We start from the raw sequence: 17,553 nt of genomic DNA on the forward strand, positions 1-17,553 counted from the left end.
TAGCCTTCACCAACATGCTAACTGAACTTTACTCATATATCAATAAACTTGGCTTTACACTACTGCTCTATGTTGAAATGACGCATTACTAATCTAATATAATAAAATACCCCTTTCTGCTCTATATAAAGCAAAGGAAAGGGGCACTTTATAAATAATCTAACTGTGTTGGGATTATTCGCAGAGAGCAGAAAGTTTTAGCCAAGCTTCGTTTTACGATAATCGGAAGGCGTTACGCCAAAGCTTTTCTTAAACATTCGGTGGAAGTAGGAGCTGCTCGTATAGCCGCTCTTCACCGCGATATCTACGATCGACAAATCGGTATTCTCCAAATGCTCCTTCGCACGTTCCATGCGTACATTATTAATGACATCAACAATAGTAGCCAGCGTCTGCTGTTTATATACCCGGCTCAAGTAGATAGAGGACATGTCTAATTCATCAGCAATCCAGTTCAGGCTCAGATTCGGATTCGCGTATTCCTTTTGGATAAGATCGTTAATCTTGCGAATTAGATCACCTTGTTTGGTGGAGCGCTTCATGGAAAGCTTCATTTGAATGTCATCGAACAAGGAGAAGAAAACTTCATTAAGCTCATTAATCGTTTCAAAATGATCCGGCGTTGGAATATGGATGCTTAGGCTTGCTTCAACGTCCAAGCTGTTGTTTTTTTGGATCGTGAACAAAATATTGTTGACGGTCATCGTTAGATGCGAGATGGCGAGCTGAACGACATGGATCGGATATTGCGCCGTTTCCTGTACGATTTCTGCAAACAGTTTTTTGGCTTCCTCGGTCTTTGAGGTCATTAAGGCATCGGTTAACTTCCGCTCTTTGTCAGCGGGGAAGATATATTCCTTCGATTTCAGAGCTATGATATCCTGTCCGTTAATTAGAGAGCCAAGACCATAGAACAAGCGATGCTGCGATGCCTCCTTCACCAGCTTGTAATGGGTAGAGAGCTGCTGTGCCTGATAGGCCTCAGGGCTATACGTAATTGAGAGACCAATTTTCAAAAAGTCCAACGAGGAACGCTGAATTTTGGCAAGCATGTTTCGAAGCATCTCGTCATCAAGCTCATCGGATTCGTCGGGCCGGCCTAGAAGCATAATGACATAATCGGCATCCATATCGACGGTTTCTACACGATAATCGTTATGAGCAATCTCGGAAGCGATATTCATAATGGCAAACTTATAGACATGCAGATCGTCTCCGCGATTTTGCTTCAGAGCTGCGAGCTCGTCAATTTTTAAGAGGACGACGCGGTAACGCGCATGAAAGTCGAAAGTGATTCCGCTGACCATCAGCTTCTGCAGCTGTGCGTTTGTTTGCAGCGATTGCGAGCCTTGGATAAGGCTGCGCAGCATATTTTGCCTAATGGTATAGGAGCTGTTGCGTTTTTCTGTTTCGAGAATATTCATCTTATTCATAATTTGATGAATAGGACGATACAGCATTAGAGAGAGCAGCCACGAGATAAGCAAGCCGATGACCAAAATGATGACAGCAATCATGATCGTTGTATTTCGGATGGAATAAATAGCTTTAGTTACATGCTTGTATGGTGTCACACGTACGTATTGCCAGTCCAAGGAGTCGGGAGAAGTATACGAGATAAGAGACTTCTTTCCGTCAAAGTCGGCAACAACATAACCAGATTCTTTGTTTTTAATCTTTTCATTAATGATGCGGTTATCCTCGTTGCTTAGTTTTTTAGGTAAAAGGGTATCGCCGGACAACAGAAGGTTCTGATTGTCGAGAATATAGGATTTACCCTCGCTGTCGCTCTTATTGACGCCAATGTCCTTGTTGATCCAAGCGGAAGAAATATTAATAATAACAGCAGAATTAATCGTCTGCGTACGACCGATAGCATCATAACCTAAATAGGTATAAGCCTTCGTTAACTGCTCACCGGTGAGATTAACCGTTTTATACGTTCTCGGAATAGGCGTGAACGGACGATACTCCTGGTAGTTATCGAGAATATCAAGTATCCCTTTATCCGCAAGCTCCTCTTTATTGAACGTGCCCCCTTCGGCTTGACGGCTGGCAGTGTAGAACAAGCCATTGGCCGAATTGTACACATAAATGGATTCAATGAACGGCATAGAGTTCAAATAGTTGTTCAATTCGTTCATCGCTGCCGTAACATCATAGATGTTAGGGTCATTGTAGAACATTAGCTTAGATACACTGAAGGTTCGATAGATTTGAAAGGAGAGGGACTGTGCGCTCTCGGTCATGCTGATAACTTCTTTACTGGTTTGGGTTAGATTGCTGACGTCTGACTGGTAGGCTTTCTTCAAATCAATCTGCATGTAAGTGAAGAAATTAAACAAGGAGGATACCATTAGAGTAAGTACGATGCACAAAGTGATCGTGAACAGCAGCTTACTGTATAGTTTTCCGTTGTTTTTCAATTGAACAGCTGGCATGTTGGCTCCCCCTTTATATATGTAGAACATTTTGGAATTAACATGGTTAACTGTATTAGCGTAAGCGCTTCCCTAGATAGCCAAACGTTGATCGTGTGCCTTTTAGGAATTAGTTTGAATATTTCACTAGTCAGCTCGCTGATACAAGGAACATTATAATCTTCACTTGCATCTTGGTGCAATGAACCAAATAAATGAAGGTGAATGAACTTGATTTTATGGAGTGAACAATATAAACCACAGTGAACTTATCGGCGAAACGCTGGAAGTTGGATGACAACGGGGTGCTTTATCCGTTAGAATGTCACGGAATTCGACGCTAATGGCAGAAGGGACCGTGAAGATATGATTAATACGAAGCTGAAGCAGATTTGGTATGGAGGAGATTATAATCCGGATCAGTGGCCGGAGGAGATATGGCATGAGGATATGCGTCTGTTTAAAGAAGCGGGAATTAATGTAGTAACGCTTCCTGTATTCAGCTGGGCGAAGCTGCAGCCATCGGAGGATACGTATGATTTTGGCTGGCTGGACAAGCTGCTGAACCTCATCGCGGAAAATGGGATTTATGCTTGTCTCGCCACATCAACCGCTGCACAGCCGGCATGGATGTCGCGCAAATATGAGGATGTGCTGCCTGTTGATGTGGATGGAAGGAAGCGCACGCATGGCGCACGTACGAACTTTTGTCCAAACAGCAAGACCTACCGCAGATTATCGGGTCAGCTGGCAAGTAAATTAGCCGAGCGATACAAGGATCATCCGGCACTGCTCATTTGGCATATTAACAACGAATACGGCACGCATTGTTATTGCAGCGGCTGTGCGGCGGAATTCCGCGAATGGTTGAAGGTGAAATACGAGACGATTGAGCGGCTGAACGCGGAGTGGAATATGAGCTTTTGGGGACACACTGTCTACGAATGGGAGGAAATCGTACCGCCATCCAATTTAAACGGAGATAACCGTAATTTCCAGCCCATGGCGATTGATTATAAGCGATTTATGTCCGATTCTATACTCGGCTGCTACCAAGTTGAATATGCGGAGCTGAAGGCGGTTACGCCGGATATTCCGATTACGACGAATATTTGGGGCTTATTTAATGGTCTTGATCTGAAAAAATGGGGCGAAGCGATGGATGTTGTCTCTTGGGACAGCTATCCGCAAATGAATGAGCCTATGGGCAATGTGGCGATGCGCCATGACTATATGCGCGGCTTAAAGGACGGCAAGCCCTTCATGCTGATGGAGCAAACGCCGAGCCAGCAAAACTGGCAGCCTTATAATAGCTTGAAGCGTCCCGGCGTGATGCGGCTTTGGAGCTATCAAGCCGTTGCGCATGGCGCCGACACGGTTATGTTCTTCCAGCTTCGCCGCTCATTCGGGGCATGCGAGAAATATCATGGTGCAGTTATCGAGCATGTCGGTCACGAGGATACGCGAGTATTTCGTGAGTGCGCTGTGCTCGGTCGTGAGCTTGATGAGCTTGGCGATCGTTTGCTTGATTCGGAGGTTCATGCCGAGGTCGCGTTATTGTTCGATATTGATACATGGAACGCGGTAGAAATTACGAGCGGGCCCAGTGTTGATCTGAATTATTTGGATCAAGCGCAAAAGTATTACAAAGCATTTTACGATCAGAATGTGGCGATCGATGTGCTTAGTCCGCTGAGCGATTTCTCCAAATACAAAATACTTGTAGCTCCCGTGCTATATATGTTAAAGCCAGGTGTTGCTGAGCGAATTGAAGCATTTGTACAAAATGGAGGCACCTTCATCACCACCTTCTTTAGCGGCATCGTCAACGAGAACGACTTGGTTACGCTAGGCGGATACCCGGGCAAGCTCCGCAATTTGCTGGGACTATGGGTGGAGGAGATTGACAGCCTGCTGCCTGAGATGCGCAATAGTATTGAAATTGGCGAGGCATTTGGCCATGTAGCAGGAACGTATGAGTGTGGTTTGCTATGTGATCTTCTTCATCTTGAGGGAGCGAGAGCAATCGGGACGTATGGCAAAGATTTTTACGCGGGCATGCCAGCGCTGACGGTAAACGCATTTGGTTCAGGTGAAGCCTATTACGTAGCTACAGCGCCGGAACAAAAGCTGTTAGCGGATTTGATCCAAACGTTGTGTGCAAAACATCAGATTGTTGCTCCGTTCACAGCGGCAGCAGGTGTAGAACTCGCACAGAGAGCCAAAGGGGATCAAGTATATACGTTTGTTTTGAACCATAACAGCCATCAATCGACGATTTCTCTCGAAAATGTGAGCTATTTCGACCTATTAACTAATCGTCAGGTGAGTGGAACGGTAGACATAGAGCCGCATGGCGTTATGATTTTGCAAAAAGCATAAGCAATGATTTTAAAAACCACGATTTCGTTCGTCTCGAATGACACTTCGAGCAGACGATCTTGTGGTTTTTTTGACGCCTATTCCGAGTGAAATGGCTTGTTAATACATAAAAGTTTAAATCGTTCACTGTTCATTTCGCTAATTCGTTCACTGACTTTGCAATCTTACTCTTTCTCCCAAAACAGGGGCGGCGTACAGTGAGAACAGCAGACAACACGAAATAGAAAAGAACGCTTTGAGAGGAGACATCATCTGCATGTTGAAAAAAAATGGAGTGCTTAGGGAGCTTGTAACGAATCGTATACTCTTCCTTATGTTATTGCCGGCGCTTATCTTCTTCCTAATTAACTCGTATGTTCCAATGGTGGGTATCTACTACGCTTTCACAAGGTTCGACTTCAACACAAGCTTGTTCAATAGCCAATTCGTTGGACTCGACAACTTCAAGTTTTTATGGAAATCGGGGGTTCTCGCAAGACTAACCTTAAATACAGTCGGCTATAACATCGTATTTATTCTACTCGGAAACGTGCTCGCCATCGCGCTTGCCATTCTATTAAGCGAGCTGCGCTTGCAATGGTTTAAGAAGCTGACGCAATCGATCATGTTTCTACCGTATTTCGTGTCCTTCGTTATTCTAAGTGTCATCGTTTACAACGTGTTCAACTATGAGAGCGGATTTCTGAATTCGACGCTGAAGTCATTCGGATACGAATCATTGGACGTATACAATACGCCATGGGTGTGGGTGTTCCTCATTATCATCTTCTACCTATGGAAAAATATCGGGTACAGCATGGTTATCTACCTGGCATCGATTACTGGAATTAGCGAAGAGTATTATGAGGCTGCCAAAATCGACGGCGCGAACATTTTCCAGCGTATCTGGTACATTACCGTTCCGATGCTGAAGACAACATTCGTTATGCTCCTGCTGTTCGCACTCGGCAGCATTATGAAAGGTCAGTTCGACTTGTTCTACCAGCTGATCGGCAATAACGGCGTGCTTTACAATACGACAGATATTCTCGATACGTATGTGTACCGCTCACTGAAAGTGACGTTTGATATCGGTATGTCGACAGCCGCTGGTCTTTACCAATCGCTATTCGGCTTCGTTCTCATCATGACCGTCAACTATATCATCAAAAAAATTAACGACGAGTACGCATTGTTCTAAATGATCTAAAGCAACCGCTATCAGCTAACTGTAGGAGGTACCCATGAAAATCAAAGACGACAATTATATGAAATGGTTTAGACTCATCGCTTTTATAGTCATCCTCATTTCAACCGTAGCATGTTTGTTTCCGTTCCTGCTCATTATATCTGCTTCTTTTACGCAAAATGAAGCCATTATAAGAGATGGCTACCATCTCATTCCAACCGTGTTTTCTTTTGAGGGTTATGCGACGGTGTTCCGTTTTCCGAAGCAGGTATTGCAAGCCTATGGCGTGACCACGCTAACTACGGTTATCGGGACGACGCTTGGATTGTTCCTGATGACGATGGCTGGATACGTCCTGCAGCGCAAGGATTTCAAATATCGCAATTTCTTTGCTTTTATGATTTATTTCACGACGCTGTTTGGCGGCGGACTGGTGCCTTGGTACATCCTAATGACCAAGTATTTGAAGCTGACTGACAAGCTTGAAGTGTTGATATTGCCGGGTCTTATGACGCCTTTCCTTATTATACTGATGAAAAACTTTATCCGCTCCGCAGTACCGGATGAGGTTATTGAATCGGCTAAAATTGACGGCGCAAACGACTTCACCATATATAGCCGGATTGTGCTTCAGCTATCGATGCCGGGCATTGCAACCGTAGGTTTGTTCCTGGCGCTTCATTATTGGAATGACTGGTTCACTTCCTCGTTGTTTATTAACGATACGACGAAGTACCAGCTGCAATATTACTTGTACAACGTTATTAATGCAATGAGCTTCGTTGCGCAAATGGGCTCGGGAACTGGCGTCTCGCTAGGCTCCGATATGCCGACAGAATCAACGAAGATGGCGATGTCCATTATCGTTACAGGACCAATCCTGTTCCTGTATCCGTTCGTGCAGCGTTATTTTGTAAAAGGATTGACGATTGGTGCGGTTAAAGGTTAGAACTAGACAAGGGATCAATCATTCCGCGTTTAGCTAACATAGATAAGAACTTATTAAAGGGAGGATTCACATGACTAAGAAAGCAGCAAAAGCGGTCTCCATGTTTCTATCCATCATCGTGCTTATTACAGTACTAGCAGCTTGCGGATCGAATAACAATGGAAACAGCGGCAGCAATGCTACCGATGCTCCAAAAGACACAGAGGGTACAACTAACGAAGGCGCAACGAATGAAGGCGGCGAAAAATCAGGTATCGATACGTCGAAAAAAGTGGAATTGCAATTTTATATGTTAGGCGATGCTCCTAAAGATATCGCTTCTATTCAAGAGCAAGTCAACAAAATGGCATTGGAAGATTTGAATGCTACTGTTAAATTCAACTATACTTCTTGGACAGATTGGGATCAAAAGTACAAACTATTGCTTGGATCAGGCCAACAGGTTGACTTGATCTTCACAGCGGATTGGACGCAATACCAATCGTATGCGAAGAAAGGCGCTTTCCAAGCGCTCGACAAGATTCTTCCCGTAGCAGCGCCTACGCTTAACTCTTACGTGCCAGCAGATATGTGGGAAGCTGTAAAAATCGACGGTCAAATCTACACGGTTCCAGCTACGTACAAGGAGTATGTAACGGATGGTTTTGTATGGCGTGAAGATCTTCGCGAGAAATACAATCTGCCTACACCAGTAGATATTGCAACGTTCGAGCAATACCTAGATGGAATCAAGAAAAATGAACCAACGGTTACACCGCTTTCGATGAACTCGGATGTGAAAACAAACCTAATGGATCGTTTCATTGGTATTTCCCACTCTCCAGTTGGTGCGCTGCCATACGGTATCGGCATCGACTATGCAACACCTAATGAAGTACATTCCTACTGGGGTTCAGATGAGCAAGTTCAAGATTTGACGGTAATGAAGCGTTGGCAGGATAACGGCTACATGGTGAAAAACGTGCTGGCTGTTAAAGATACGCTGCAGGATCAAATCACAAGCGGCAAAGCTGCAGCAATTATTGGGGACAACCCGACTCGCTATAATGATATGGTAATCAAAATTCAAGCAACTCACCCGGATTGGAAGCTCGGCTACCACCCATTCCCAAAAACAAATGGAATTGCAACGCCAGTTCACCCAATCCACAACGGTTTCGCTATTCCAGCTAGCAGTAAAAACGCTGAGCGCGCGCTTGCGTTCTACGAGAAGCTGGTTACGGACAAACGCTACAACATGCTTACGCAATACGGTGTAGAAGGCAAAAACTATGAAGTAAAAGACGGCTATTACTCGATGATCGGCGATTCCAATTCCAACGGCTTCCCTCGTGAGGGCATGAATGGTTGGGCATGGAGAAACCCTGAGTACATGCTGTTCGACAAAAACTATGATGGCGTAAAAGCGATCTTCGACGAGCTTGATAAAATTCAAGTACCTGATAAATTCACAGGTTTCGCAGAAGATTACACACCTTACCAAGCAGAGAGAGCAGCACTTGAGCAGGTAGAGAAACAATACCTGTTCCCGCTGAATGCAGGTCTCGTGAAAAACGTAGAAGATGGCGTAAAAACGTTCATGGAAAAAGCAAAACAAGCAGGCCTTGAGAAAATTCAAGCGGAATACACGAAACAATGGCAAGCGTATGTTACGGAGCAAGGCATTAAATAAGACAGTTTATGAAAACAGATCATTCCTCTTAGGAGGATGATCTGTTTTTTTGTTATAGCAAATCTATTCTAATGCTTCAGCATGACCCGCCAATTGAAGCAGCTCATCAACAACAATGCCTGGCTGGTAGCTATGAAGGGAATGGGAGCTGCCTTTCACGATGGTTTGCTTGCCTGAAACAGACCATGAAGGAAGAGCAGCTTCACTGTCTGCCCATGACTGATCATCGTCCAGCTTGCCAAAATAGTCCGCAGTCAATACGGTAATGGGAATTTTCAGCGGTTTTCCTCCCTCAAGCACCATTTTGGCATTCTCTCGGCTTTGGCTCATTTCATCCGTCATATTTCGGTTTCCAGTCCTTAGCAGCAAGGCTTTGCGGTTTAGTTCCTTCAGCTCCTGAGGCAATAGCTTCTCCCCGTTGCTTTCATCGGATAGCCATTTGGCGAAGCCATCCACATGATACAAAGCCCGCAGGATGCCAAATGTCCGGAGCCCTTTTTGCATCCAAGGAATAAGAGTAAGCTCCGGGCTGGACTTGTAATATTCAGGGCTTCCGCCCTCTATAAGCAGAATGCCTTTCACTTCTTCTGGAAAGCGTTGCGCGTACCGGATGGTTTCCAGAGAGCCCATTGAATGGGCGGCAAAAATATAAGGTGGCTTCTGCCCAGAGGCCTGAAGCAGCTCATGAATCTCGTCGGTAATCATGTTGATGTCCCGCTTTCTGTCTGTCGTATCACTGTATCCGTAACCGAAACGGTCATAGACCGCAATCTTCACATGCTGCTTCAGTCCTTCATACAAAGGATAAAAATCGGCATAGGGATTCGTCGTTCCCCACCCTGAAGCAAAGACGATTGTTGCATCACCTGAACCTTCCGAATAGAGATGCATTTTGCTGCCTGCTACATTATACAGTTTCCCGGTAGGTCTATATGTTTTTCGGTCCTGCTTGGAACCGTACCATTGATAAGCGGCTCCGAGACCTGCCAGCACCACAAGAATGACGAGCAGGTATAAAATAATTTTGCGAACCAGCCTCCACATGTTCGGCTTCTCCCTCCAAATATAAAATTCCATATTTTTCTAATATACAGAGATCTAGCAGAATTTAATACCGCCTTTGGTAAGGGGGATGCCCCGTCTTTGGTCTGGTCAGCTGGCTATAAGAGCTAAGAGACGTAATGTAGTATGAAAGAATTGAATTCATCGCCATGTAGGCTTTATACAGAGAAAGAGCTCGATTCCGAAGTGGAATCGAGCTCCTTTTTTTAATCCAATGTATAGGTTGATGAGCTGTGACAGGTTTCTGATTGTTAGTAAAAGATCTATTTAGCTACGGTTTCTAGTGCGACTTCAATCATATCGTTGAAGGTCGTTTGTCTCTCTTGTGCAGTCGTTTGTTCTCCAGTGAGAATATGATCACTTACCGTTAGGAGGCTGAGACCTTTTACGCCGAATTTAACTGTTAAATAATAAAGTGCGGCTGTTTCCATTTCTACTGCCAATACGCCATGGCGGCCTAGCTTGGTCACGGCATCTTTGTCTTCCGTGTAGAAAACATCAGAAGATAGTACGTTACCTACGCGCAGGTTAAGGCCTTTGGCTTCTCCAATTTCATAAGCGGTTTTAATTAGATCAAAGTTTCCAATCTGAGGGAAATCAAACCCAGGGAATTGGTTGCGAATGATAGCCGAATCGGTAGCCGCTGCTTGCGCAATAAGAACATCGCGGAGATTCACATCATTTTGAATAGCGCCGCATGTTCCGATACGAACGAGATTTTTGGCACCATAATCGTTGATCAATTCTTGAATATATATGAACGCAGAAGGCATACCCATTCCTGTACCTTGAATCGATACACGGTTGCCCTTATATGTGCCTGTAAAGCCTAACATGCCACGTACATTGTTGTAACAGACGACATTTTCGAGGAAGGTCTCCGCAATATACTTTGCACGCAGCGGATCTCCAGGTAATAAGACGGATTCTGCAATTTCGCCAATCTTTGCTTCAATATGAAAACTCATGTGAATTCCCTCCAATGTTTCTTATCGTGCATCACAAAAAAGAATGCACGAGAATCATAGCATGATTCGATATCCACATTATGTTAAAGGGATTACTATACTTTTGTGAACTGGTTCACAAAATAACTGTTAGCGCAGTTACGGAAATAAAGCGCTGTCATTTGTATTATTAGGTGCACGGCATCGTTAAATGTTATGCCACTTACGCATTGCAGGAAGCTCTTCTGTTTCATTACAGATCGATTCTATCATTTCCTTATCAAGGAGGTATAAGTACTTATCACGAATGTCGATCAGTCCTTCGGCTTGAAACTCACCCAGCGTTTTGGAGATGGATTCTCGCGTGACTCCGAGCATGTTGGCGAACAAGGATTGATTAATTTTTAAATCGATTTTGTATGCGTTATCACTGGCGACTCCATAGTTATAATAGAGATCCATAATGAGATTAACTACTTTTCCACGTACGTCATGGAAGGTCAAATAACGAATCATGCGATTGAGCATCCGAGTTCGCTCTACAAGAATTTTGTAAGCGTTTCGCAGGATGGAAGGATATTGATCCACAAGCTGCAGGAAATCCCGTTTTGACAGCAGCCAAACGTTGACGTCTTCTAAGGCTTCTATGGATGAGATCCGATGATTGTCGCTGGAGAGGGCTTCTACTTCTCCAATGATATCGCCGGCACTAGTAATACTCAGAACGACTTCTTTTCCTTCGTACATGCGATAAATCTTGATCATACCTGAGCGAATAAGATAAACCTCGTCACTTTGGTCATTTTCAAACATTAGAACATGGTTCTTTTTGAACCGTCGTTCTTTGAGCAATGGGGTTATTTTTTGCCATTCATCCTTAGGAATGTCCGAGAAAATCGAGATGTCTGAGATGTTGTCGATCATAAGAATTTTCCTTTCGCATTTCAATATTTAAGCAACTCTTAGGTAAGAGATTGCGAAACGGCTAGAAACGTATTGTAGCATGGATTGGGTGGAAAATAGCAATGCATGGCCTTAGCTTTTTTTTGAGAAATGAGGTGTATTTATGAAATTCGAGCGAATAAGCGTGATTGTGCTGGATAGTGTTGGTATCGGTGCATTACCGGACGCTGCAGCTTTCGGAGATGAAGGCAGCCATACCTTAGGACATATTTGCGAGCAAGTACCAGACATGAAATTACCAAATCTTACAGCTTTGGGTCTAGGTAATATTGCACCGCTCGCTACCATCTTGAAAGCGGTTAAACCTCTAGCATGTTATGGCAAGATGGCGGAGGTATCGGTAGGCAAAGATACGATGACGGGTCATTGGGAACTCATGGGACTCGAAGTAAAGGTGCCCTTTCAAGTTTATTCCGATGGATTTCCAGCGGAATTGATTGAGAAGTTCGAAGCCATGACCGGTCGCAAGGTGATTGGAAACAAGCCGGCTTCTGGAACTGAAATTTTGGACGAGTATGGAGAAGAGCAGCTCCGAACGGGCGCATGGATTGTTTATACTTCCGGAGACAGCGTATTCCAAATCGCAGCTCATGAGGATGTTATTCCATTAAATGAGCTATATCATGCATGTGAAATTGCGCGTGAGCTAACCTTGAATGATCCTTATGTAGTTGGCCGAGTCATAGCGAGGCCTTACATCGGTGAGCCGGGCGCTTATAAACGCACACCTAATCGGCATGATTATGCACTCAAGCCTTTTGGAGAAACCGTGCTTGATCATCTGAAGAATGAAGGCCTCGATGTTATTTCGGTCGGGAAGATCAACGATATTTTCACAGGGCAAGGAATTAGTGAATCCTATCCAACAAAGAGCAATTTGGATGGCATCAAGGCAACGATTAAGCTGCTGAATCGGCCTTTCCACGGATTGTTATTCACAAACTTAGTTGATTTTGATTCTTTATACGGCCATCGCCGCGATCCTAAAGGATACGCTGCGTGCCTTGAAGAGTTCGATCAATATGTACCAGAGCTTATGCAGCAAATGAGCGACAACGATTTACTTATTATTACGGCTGATCACGGCAACGACCCAACTGCGCCAGGAACGGATCATACCCGTGAATATGTACCCATCTTGATCTATAGCCCATCGTTAGCAAAGGATAGCGTTTCTATTGGCATAAGAAACACATTTGCTGATTTAGCTGCAACGATTGCAGAAAATTTCATGGTCACTAAACCAGCTATCGGGGAAAGCTTCTTGGATTTGTTAGTAAAACAAACCAATAACGAGGAATAAAACATTAGGGGGAATTCACAATGAAAAAAACAATGAAAGCATTATTGCCTTTAATACTGATTTTTACGTTAGTCATAACTGCATGCGGTCAAAAAAGTGATACGGGTAACGCAGGGGCTGCAGGTACAGATAATAAACAAGAGCTTAAAAAGCTGAAAGTCGGAATGGTTACTGACCTTGGCAGTGTGAATGATAAATCCTTTAACCAAAGTGCTTGGGAAGCGTTGCAGAAATTAAAGAAGGACTTTGGTTTTGAAGTGAAGTACCTGGAACCAAAAACAGATGGCGATGTTGTTCCTAACTTAAATCAATTTGTCAAAGCAAACTATGATTTAACATGGGCAACTGCCTTCACTTTAGCTGATGCAGTAACACAGCTATCCAAAGAAAATCCAGATAAGATGTTTGGAATTGTCGATTCTGACCTTGTGCTCCCGAATGTAGCAGCTATCTCTTTTAAAGAGCAAGAAGGCTCGTTCCTAGTTGGTGTTATCGCTGGTTTAACGACAAAAACAAATAAAATCGGCTTTATCGGCGGCATGGATATTCCCGTTATTAAACGATTTGAAGCGGGCTTCCGCGAAGGGATAAAAGCTGTAAATCCAGATGCAAAATTGATCGTTAACTATACAGGGCTATTCAACCGGGTAGATATGGGGAAATCTGCAGCCTCTACCATCTATAACGATGGTGCAGATATCATATTCCATGCAGCAGGACTAACAGGCAATGGTGTATTTAATGAAGCGAAGGAACGTAACAGCAAGGGCGGAAAAGTATGGGTCATTGGCGTGGATAAAGATCAATCTTTAACCTTCGGAGATGATGTTACATTAACTTCGATGATCAAAAAAGTAGATGAGGCTGTTTACCAAGCATCAAAAAAATTAGCTGAAGGCGATTTCCCGGCGGGTAAAGTGACATTAATGGGCCTCAAAGAAAACGGAGTCGATATTGCTCCAAATTCGAAAACGAATGTAGCGCCGGAAGTTCTTGCCAAGGTCGAGGAATATCGCACGAAAATCATCAATGGCGAGATCGTCGTACCGGAAAAATAATGCGATTTCGTCCCCTCTTCTATCATTGTACTTGATAGAGTGAGGGGACGAATATTTTGGGGAGGGTCTTATATGACTAAGACAGATGTCGTGTTAGAGCTGAAAGGGATAACCAAAAGATTCCCCGGCGTAGTCGCTAACGATTCGATTAGCTTGCAGCTAAAGCGTGGAGAAATTCATGCTTTGCTCGGGGAAAATGGATCAGGGAAATCCACCCTAATGAGTATCGTATTCGGATTATATCAGCCAGACGAAGGCGAGATTCATGTAAATGGGAAGCATGAGCTGATGGATAGTCCAAACAAGGCAATTGAGCTTGGAATTGGAATGGTGCATCAGCATTTTAAATTGGTAGAGCCTTTTACAGTAACGGAAAATATCATTCTCGGAATGGAACCCAAAAAGGGGATGAAGATTGATATTAAAGGAGCAAGTAAAAAGGTAAAAGAACTATCTGAACGTTATAAGCTTGATGTTGATCCAATGGCAACCATCGAATCGATCAGTGTAGGGATGCAGCAGCGCGTAGAAATTTTAAAAACACTATACCGCGGAGCAGATATTCTAATCTTTGATGAGCCTACTGCTGTGTTAACTCCGCAAGAGATCACAGAATTGCTGGCTATTATGAAGCGTCTTGTCGCTGAGGGCAAATCTATTATTCTCATTACTCATAAGCTTAAGGAAATTATGGAAATAGCAGATACTTGCACGATTATTCGGCGCGGTAAGCGAATTGAAAGTGTGGAAGTAGCATCGAGCGATGCGCAGCAATTAGCGGAAAAAATGGTCGGTAAAGAAGTTAGTTTTAAAACTGCCAAAAGAGCAGCTAACCCGAAAAAAGCGCTATTAGAAGTGAAAAATTTGGTGGTTACAGGCAGTAACGGCAAGGCTGCTGTTAATGATCTCAGCTTCTCCGTACGGGCGGGCGAGATTGTCGGTATTGCTGGTGTAGACGGCAATGGCCAGTCTGAGCTAATCGAAGCATTAACGGGTATGCAAAGCATACGATCAGGTGAAATTTGGCTGCAAGGCAAAAGCATCGCCAATCTTGCTCCGCGTACGATTTCTGAAGCGGGAATGTCACATATTCCGCAGGATCGGCATAAACATGGACTCGTTCTGGACTTTTCTGTCAGTGAAAATACAATTTTGCAAACGTATTATCAACCAGAAATAAGCAAGCATGGTTTTATTAATAAGAAAACGATGGATGACATGGCAACGCGGTTAGTGAACGAGTTCGATATACGAACACCAGGCATTGATACATTCGTTCGTTCGATGTCAGGAGGAAACCAACAAAAAATCATTATCGCACGCGAAATCGATAAAAATCCGCAGGTCTTGATTGCGGCTCAGCCCACGCGAGGGCTGGACGTAGGCGCGATTGAATTTGTGCATCAGCAGTTAATCGCAGAACGAGATCAAGGCAAGGCTGTTTTGCTGATTTCGTTTGAGCTGGATGAAATACTCAATGTAGCAGACCGTATTCTGGTCCTATTCGGCGGACAAATTGTTGGAGAAACCACGCCAGAAACAACAAATGATCAGCAATTAGGAATGATGATGGCAGGCAAGCATGAAGGAGAAGGCATCCATGAATAAAATAATGAGTATTTTCAAACGGGAATCTGCACTTATCCCTCTTGTTGCCATTGTTATGGGTTTGCTATTAGGCGCCATTATTATGTGGATTGGCGGCTACGACCCCGTGCTGGCCTATAAATCGCTAATCGATAAAATATTCGGCAGCCGTTACGATTTTGGAGAAGCTATGCGTACGATTGTACCGCTTATGATGAGCGGCTTGGCCGTAGCGATCGCTTTTCGTTCTGGCATGTTTAATATTGGCGTAGACGGCCAGATTATTATGGGATCGCTCGGCGCATTAATAGTAGGCACACAGTTTAGCCTGCCACCTGTACTGCATGCGCTGCTGGCTGTCCTAGTTGGCGCCTTGCTTGGTGGGATGTGGGGAGCGCTAGTGGGTTATATTAAGGCAAAACGTGGTATTAATGAAGTGATTACCAGCATCATGCTTAATTTTATTGCGCTTTATTTGGCGAATTACATTATTCGGACGTTCATGCCGCAAGCAGGTACACAACGATCTGCCTTGATTCATGAATCCGCGAGTATTCAGATTAGCTGGCTCTCTGAGCTGATGGATGGCGCACGTATCCACTGGGGATTTGTGATTGCGATTATTGCGGTAATTTTCTACCATATCTATTTAACCAAGACCACATGGGGTTATGAGCTGCGGGCAGTTGGACTTAATTCTAATGCTGCAAAATATGCAGGAATGAAGGTTTCGAATGTTATGGTTCGTACCATGTTTATTTCAGGCGTATTTGGCGGTTTGATTGGTACCTTTGAAGTGTTAGGCGTGTTCAACTATGTGGCTATCAACTCGGTTTCATCTGGTCTAGGTTTTGATGGTATAGCTGTAGCTTTGCTTGGCGGCAATAGCGCACTTGGCGTATTCCTCTCCGCGTCCCTGATTGGGGGCCTTACCTATGGTTCGCAAGGCATGAGCTTTGGTGCAGAGGTGCCAGGCGAAATTATTCGGATGATTATTGCATTTATTATCTTTTTTGTTGCTGCACCAGGCATCGTTAAGTTGCTTTTCCGGACGATTAAACTAAAATCAAAGAAGAAGGTGTGACAGATGGAGGTAATTGGCAATTTACTAAATGGGACGCTCGTATTCTCAACTGCCCTTATCTTTGCTGCACTCGGTGGACTCATTTCCGAACGCTCGGGAGTCATTAATATTGGACTGGAAGGGTTTATGGTATCGGGAGCCTTCTTCTCTGCAATCACGACTCATTATGCGGAAATAGCGGGCTTTGGCGGTTTCTCCCCTTGGTTAGGCTTACTTGGAGCCTTCCTATTTACCATTATCTTTTCTAGTATTCATGCGGTCGCCTCAATTACATTTAAGGCGAATCAGGTTGTGAGCGGGGTTGTTATCAATATTCTCGCAGCAAGCTCAACGTTCTTTTTCGTAAAATTACTTTTTGACGGCTCAGCAGAAACACCGCTTCTAACGACTGTATTTCATAAGGTGACGATTCCTTATTTAAGCGACATTCCGTTCATTGGCAATGTGTTCTTCAATGCCTATCCGACTACGTATATTGCCATTGCATTAGTCATCGCCTTATTTACTTATTTGTTTAAGACCTCAGGTGGACTAAGGCTTCGTTCTGTTGGTGAACATCCAAGCGCAGCAGACACGGTTGGAATAAAAGTGAATCGCACGCGCTACATCGCTGTTATTTTAAGCGGCTCACTTGCAGCTCTTGGCGGAGCAACGATTGTACTTACCTCAAATGGCAACTTTGCTTTTAATACCATTTCAGGACAAGGCTATATTGCGCTTGCGGCTGTTATTTTTGGAAAATGGAATCCGATAGGTGTGATGCTGGCTTCACTATTTTTTGGTTTAGCTCAAGCAGCGAAGGACCAATTGCAAATCTTTGATTTTGCTGCTAGCATTCCAAATGAGTTCTTCTATATGTTTCCATACGTCTTGACATTACTCGTATTAATTGGAGCAGTAGGGAAAGCTCGTTCACCCAAAGCATTAGGGGAACCCTATGATGTTGGGAAACGATAAA

General features: G+C 44.0%; 13 protein-coding genes. 9 read left to right on the forward strand and 4 right to left on the reverse strand.

The features are described 5' to 3' along the window. Positions 1 to 197: 197 nt before the first annotated feature. On the reverse strand, positions 198 to 2,441 hold the full coding sequence (locus AC0VYE_RS02940; protein ID WP_475445927.1) for an AraC family transcriptional regulator: 2,244 nt from the start codon (positions 2,439 to 2,441) through the stop codon (positions 198 to 200). A gap of 345 nt (positions 2,442 to 2,786) precedes the next feature. Here AC0VYE_RS02940 and AC0VYE_RS02945 point away from each other — a divergent pair, with 345 nt between their 5' ends. The 4 genes from AC0VYE_RS02945 (at position 2,787) to AC0VYE_RS02960 (ending at position 8,591) form a co-directional block, all read left to right on the forward strand. Continuing rightward, positions 2,787 to 4,802, forward strand: coding sequence for a beta-galactosidase (locus AC0VYE_RS02945; protein ID WP_475445928.1), 2,016 nt, complete (start codon positions 2,787 to 2,789; stop codon positions 4,800 to 4,802). A 256-nt stretch (positions 4,803 to 5,058) separates the two neighbouring features. Next, positions 5,059 to 5,982 (forward strand): ABC transporter permease, encoded by a 924-nt coding sequence (locus tag AC0VYE_RS02950; protein ID WP_083682713.1) that lies wholly within the window; start codon positions 5,059 to 5,061, stop codon positions 5,980 to 5,982. 43 nt (positions 5,983 to 6,025) lie between these two features. Further along, the gene (locus tag AC0VYE_RS02955) at positions 6,026 to 6,919 is read left to right on the forward strand and encodes a carbohydrate ABC transporter permease (RefSeq protein WP_339206543.1); all 894 of its coding nucleotides are present in this window, start codon (positions 6,026 to 6,028) and stop codon (positions 6,917 to 6,919) included. Between the two features lie 64 nt (positions 6,920 to 6,983). Beyond that, entirely contained in the window at positions 6,984 to 8,591 is a 1,608-nt protein-coding gene (locus AC0VYE_RS02960; RefSeq protein ID WP_475449407.1) for an extracellular solute-binding protein, read from the forward strand. A 63-nt stretch (positions 8,592 to 8,654) separates the two neighbouring features. Here the strand turns inward: AC0VYE_RS02960 and AC0VYE_RS02965 are convergent, their stop codons facing one another. The 3 genes from AC0VYE_RS02965 to AC0VYE_RS02975 form a co-directional block, all read right to left on the reverse strand. Next, positions 8,655 to 9,635: an alpha/beta hydrolase gene (locus tag AC0VYE_RS02965; protein WP_475445931.1), complete on the reverse strand. Its 981-nt coding sequence runs from the start codon at positions 9,633 to 9,635 to the stop codon at positions 8,655 to 8,657. A gap of 281 nt (positions 9,636 to 9,916) precedes the next feature. Further along, positions 9,917 to 10,621 carry a purine-nucleoside phosphorylase gene (deoD, locus tag AC0VYE_RS02970; protein ID WP_475445933.1) on the reverse strand — a complete coding sequence of 235 codons (705 nt, stop codon included), beginning with the start codon at positions 10,619 to 10,621 and terminating at the stop codon, positions 9,917 to 9,919. Between the two features lie 186 nt (positions 10,622 to 10,807). Next, positions 10,808 to 11,524, reverse strand: a complete 717-nt coding sequence (locus AC0VYE_RS02975; protein ID WP_441908194.1) for a Crp/Fnr family transcriptional regulator — start codon at positions 11,522 to 11,524, stop codon at positions 10,808 to 10,810. Between the two features lie 142 nt (positions 11,525 to 11,666). Between AC0VYE_RS02975 and deoB the strand changes: the two genes are divergently transcribed. The 5 genes from deoB (at position 11,667) to AC0VYE_RS03000 (ending at position 17,552) form a co-directional block, all read left to right on the forward strand. Further along, positions 11,667 to 12,866 (forward strand): phosphopentomutase, encoded by a 1,200-nt coding sequence (gene deoB / locus AC0VYE_RS02980; protein ID WP_076271626.1) that lies wholly within the window; start codon positions 11,667 to 11,669, stop codon positions 12,864 to 12,866. Positions 12,867 to 12,886: 20 nt separating this feature from the next. Next, on the forward strand, positions 12,887 to 13,924 hold the full coding sequence (locus AC0VYE_RS02985) for a BMP family lipoprotein (RefSeq protein WP_339206548.1): 1,038 nt from the start codon (positions 12,887 to 12,889) through the stop codon (positions 13,922 to 13,924). A 72-nt stretch (positions 13,925 to 13,996) separates the two neighbouring features. Continuing rightward, complete coding sequence (locus AC0VYE_RS02990) at positions 13,997 to 15,532, forward strand: ABC transporter ATP-binding protein (protein ID WP_475445936.1); 1,536 nt, start codon at positions 13,997 to 13,999, stop codon at positions 15,530 to 15,532. After that, positions 15,525 to 16,595 (forward strand): ABC transporter permease, encoded by a 1,071-nt coding sequence (locus tag AC0VYE_RS02995; protein WP_441962645.1) that lies wholly within the window; start codon positions 15,525 to 15,527, stop codon positions 16,593 to 16,595. Before AC0VYE_RS02990 ends, AC0VYE_RS02995 begins: the two co-directional genes overlap by 8 nt. A 3-nt stretch (positions 16,596 to 16,598) precedes the next feature. Next, positions 16,599 to 17,552, forward strand: a complete 954-nt coding sequence (locus AC0VYE_RS03000; protein WP_475445939.1) for an ABC transporter permease — start codon at positions 16,599 to 16,601, stop codon at positions 17,550 to 17,552. Position 17,553 lies beyond the last annotated feature (1 nt).

Source organism: Pristimantibacillus sp. Z349TD_6 (assembly GCF_056173205.1).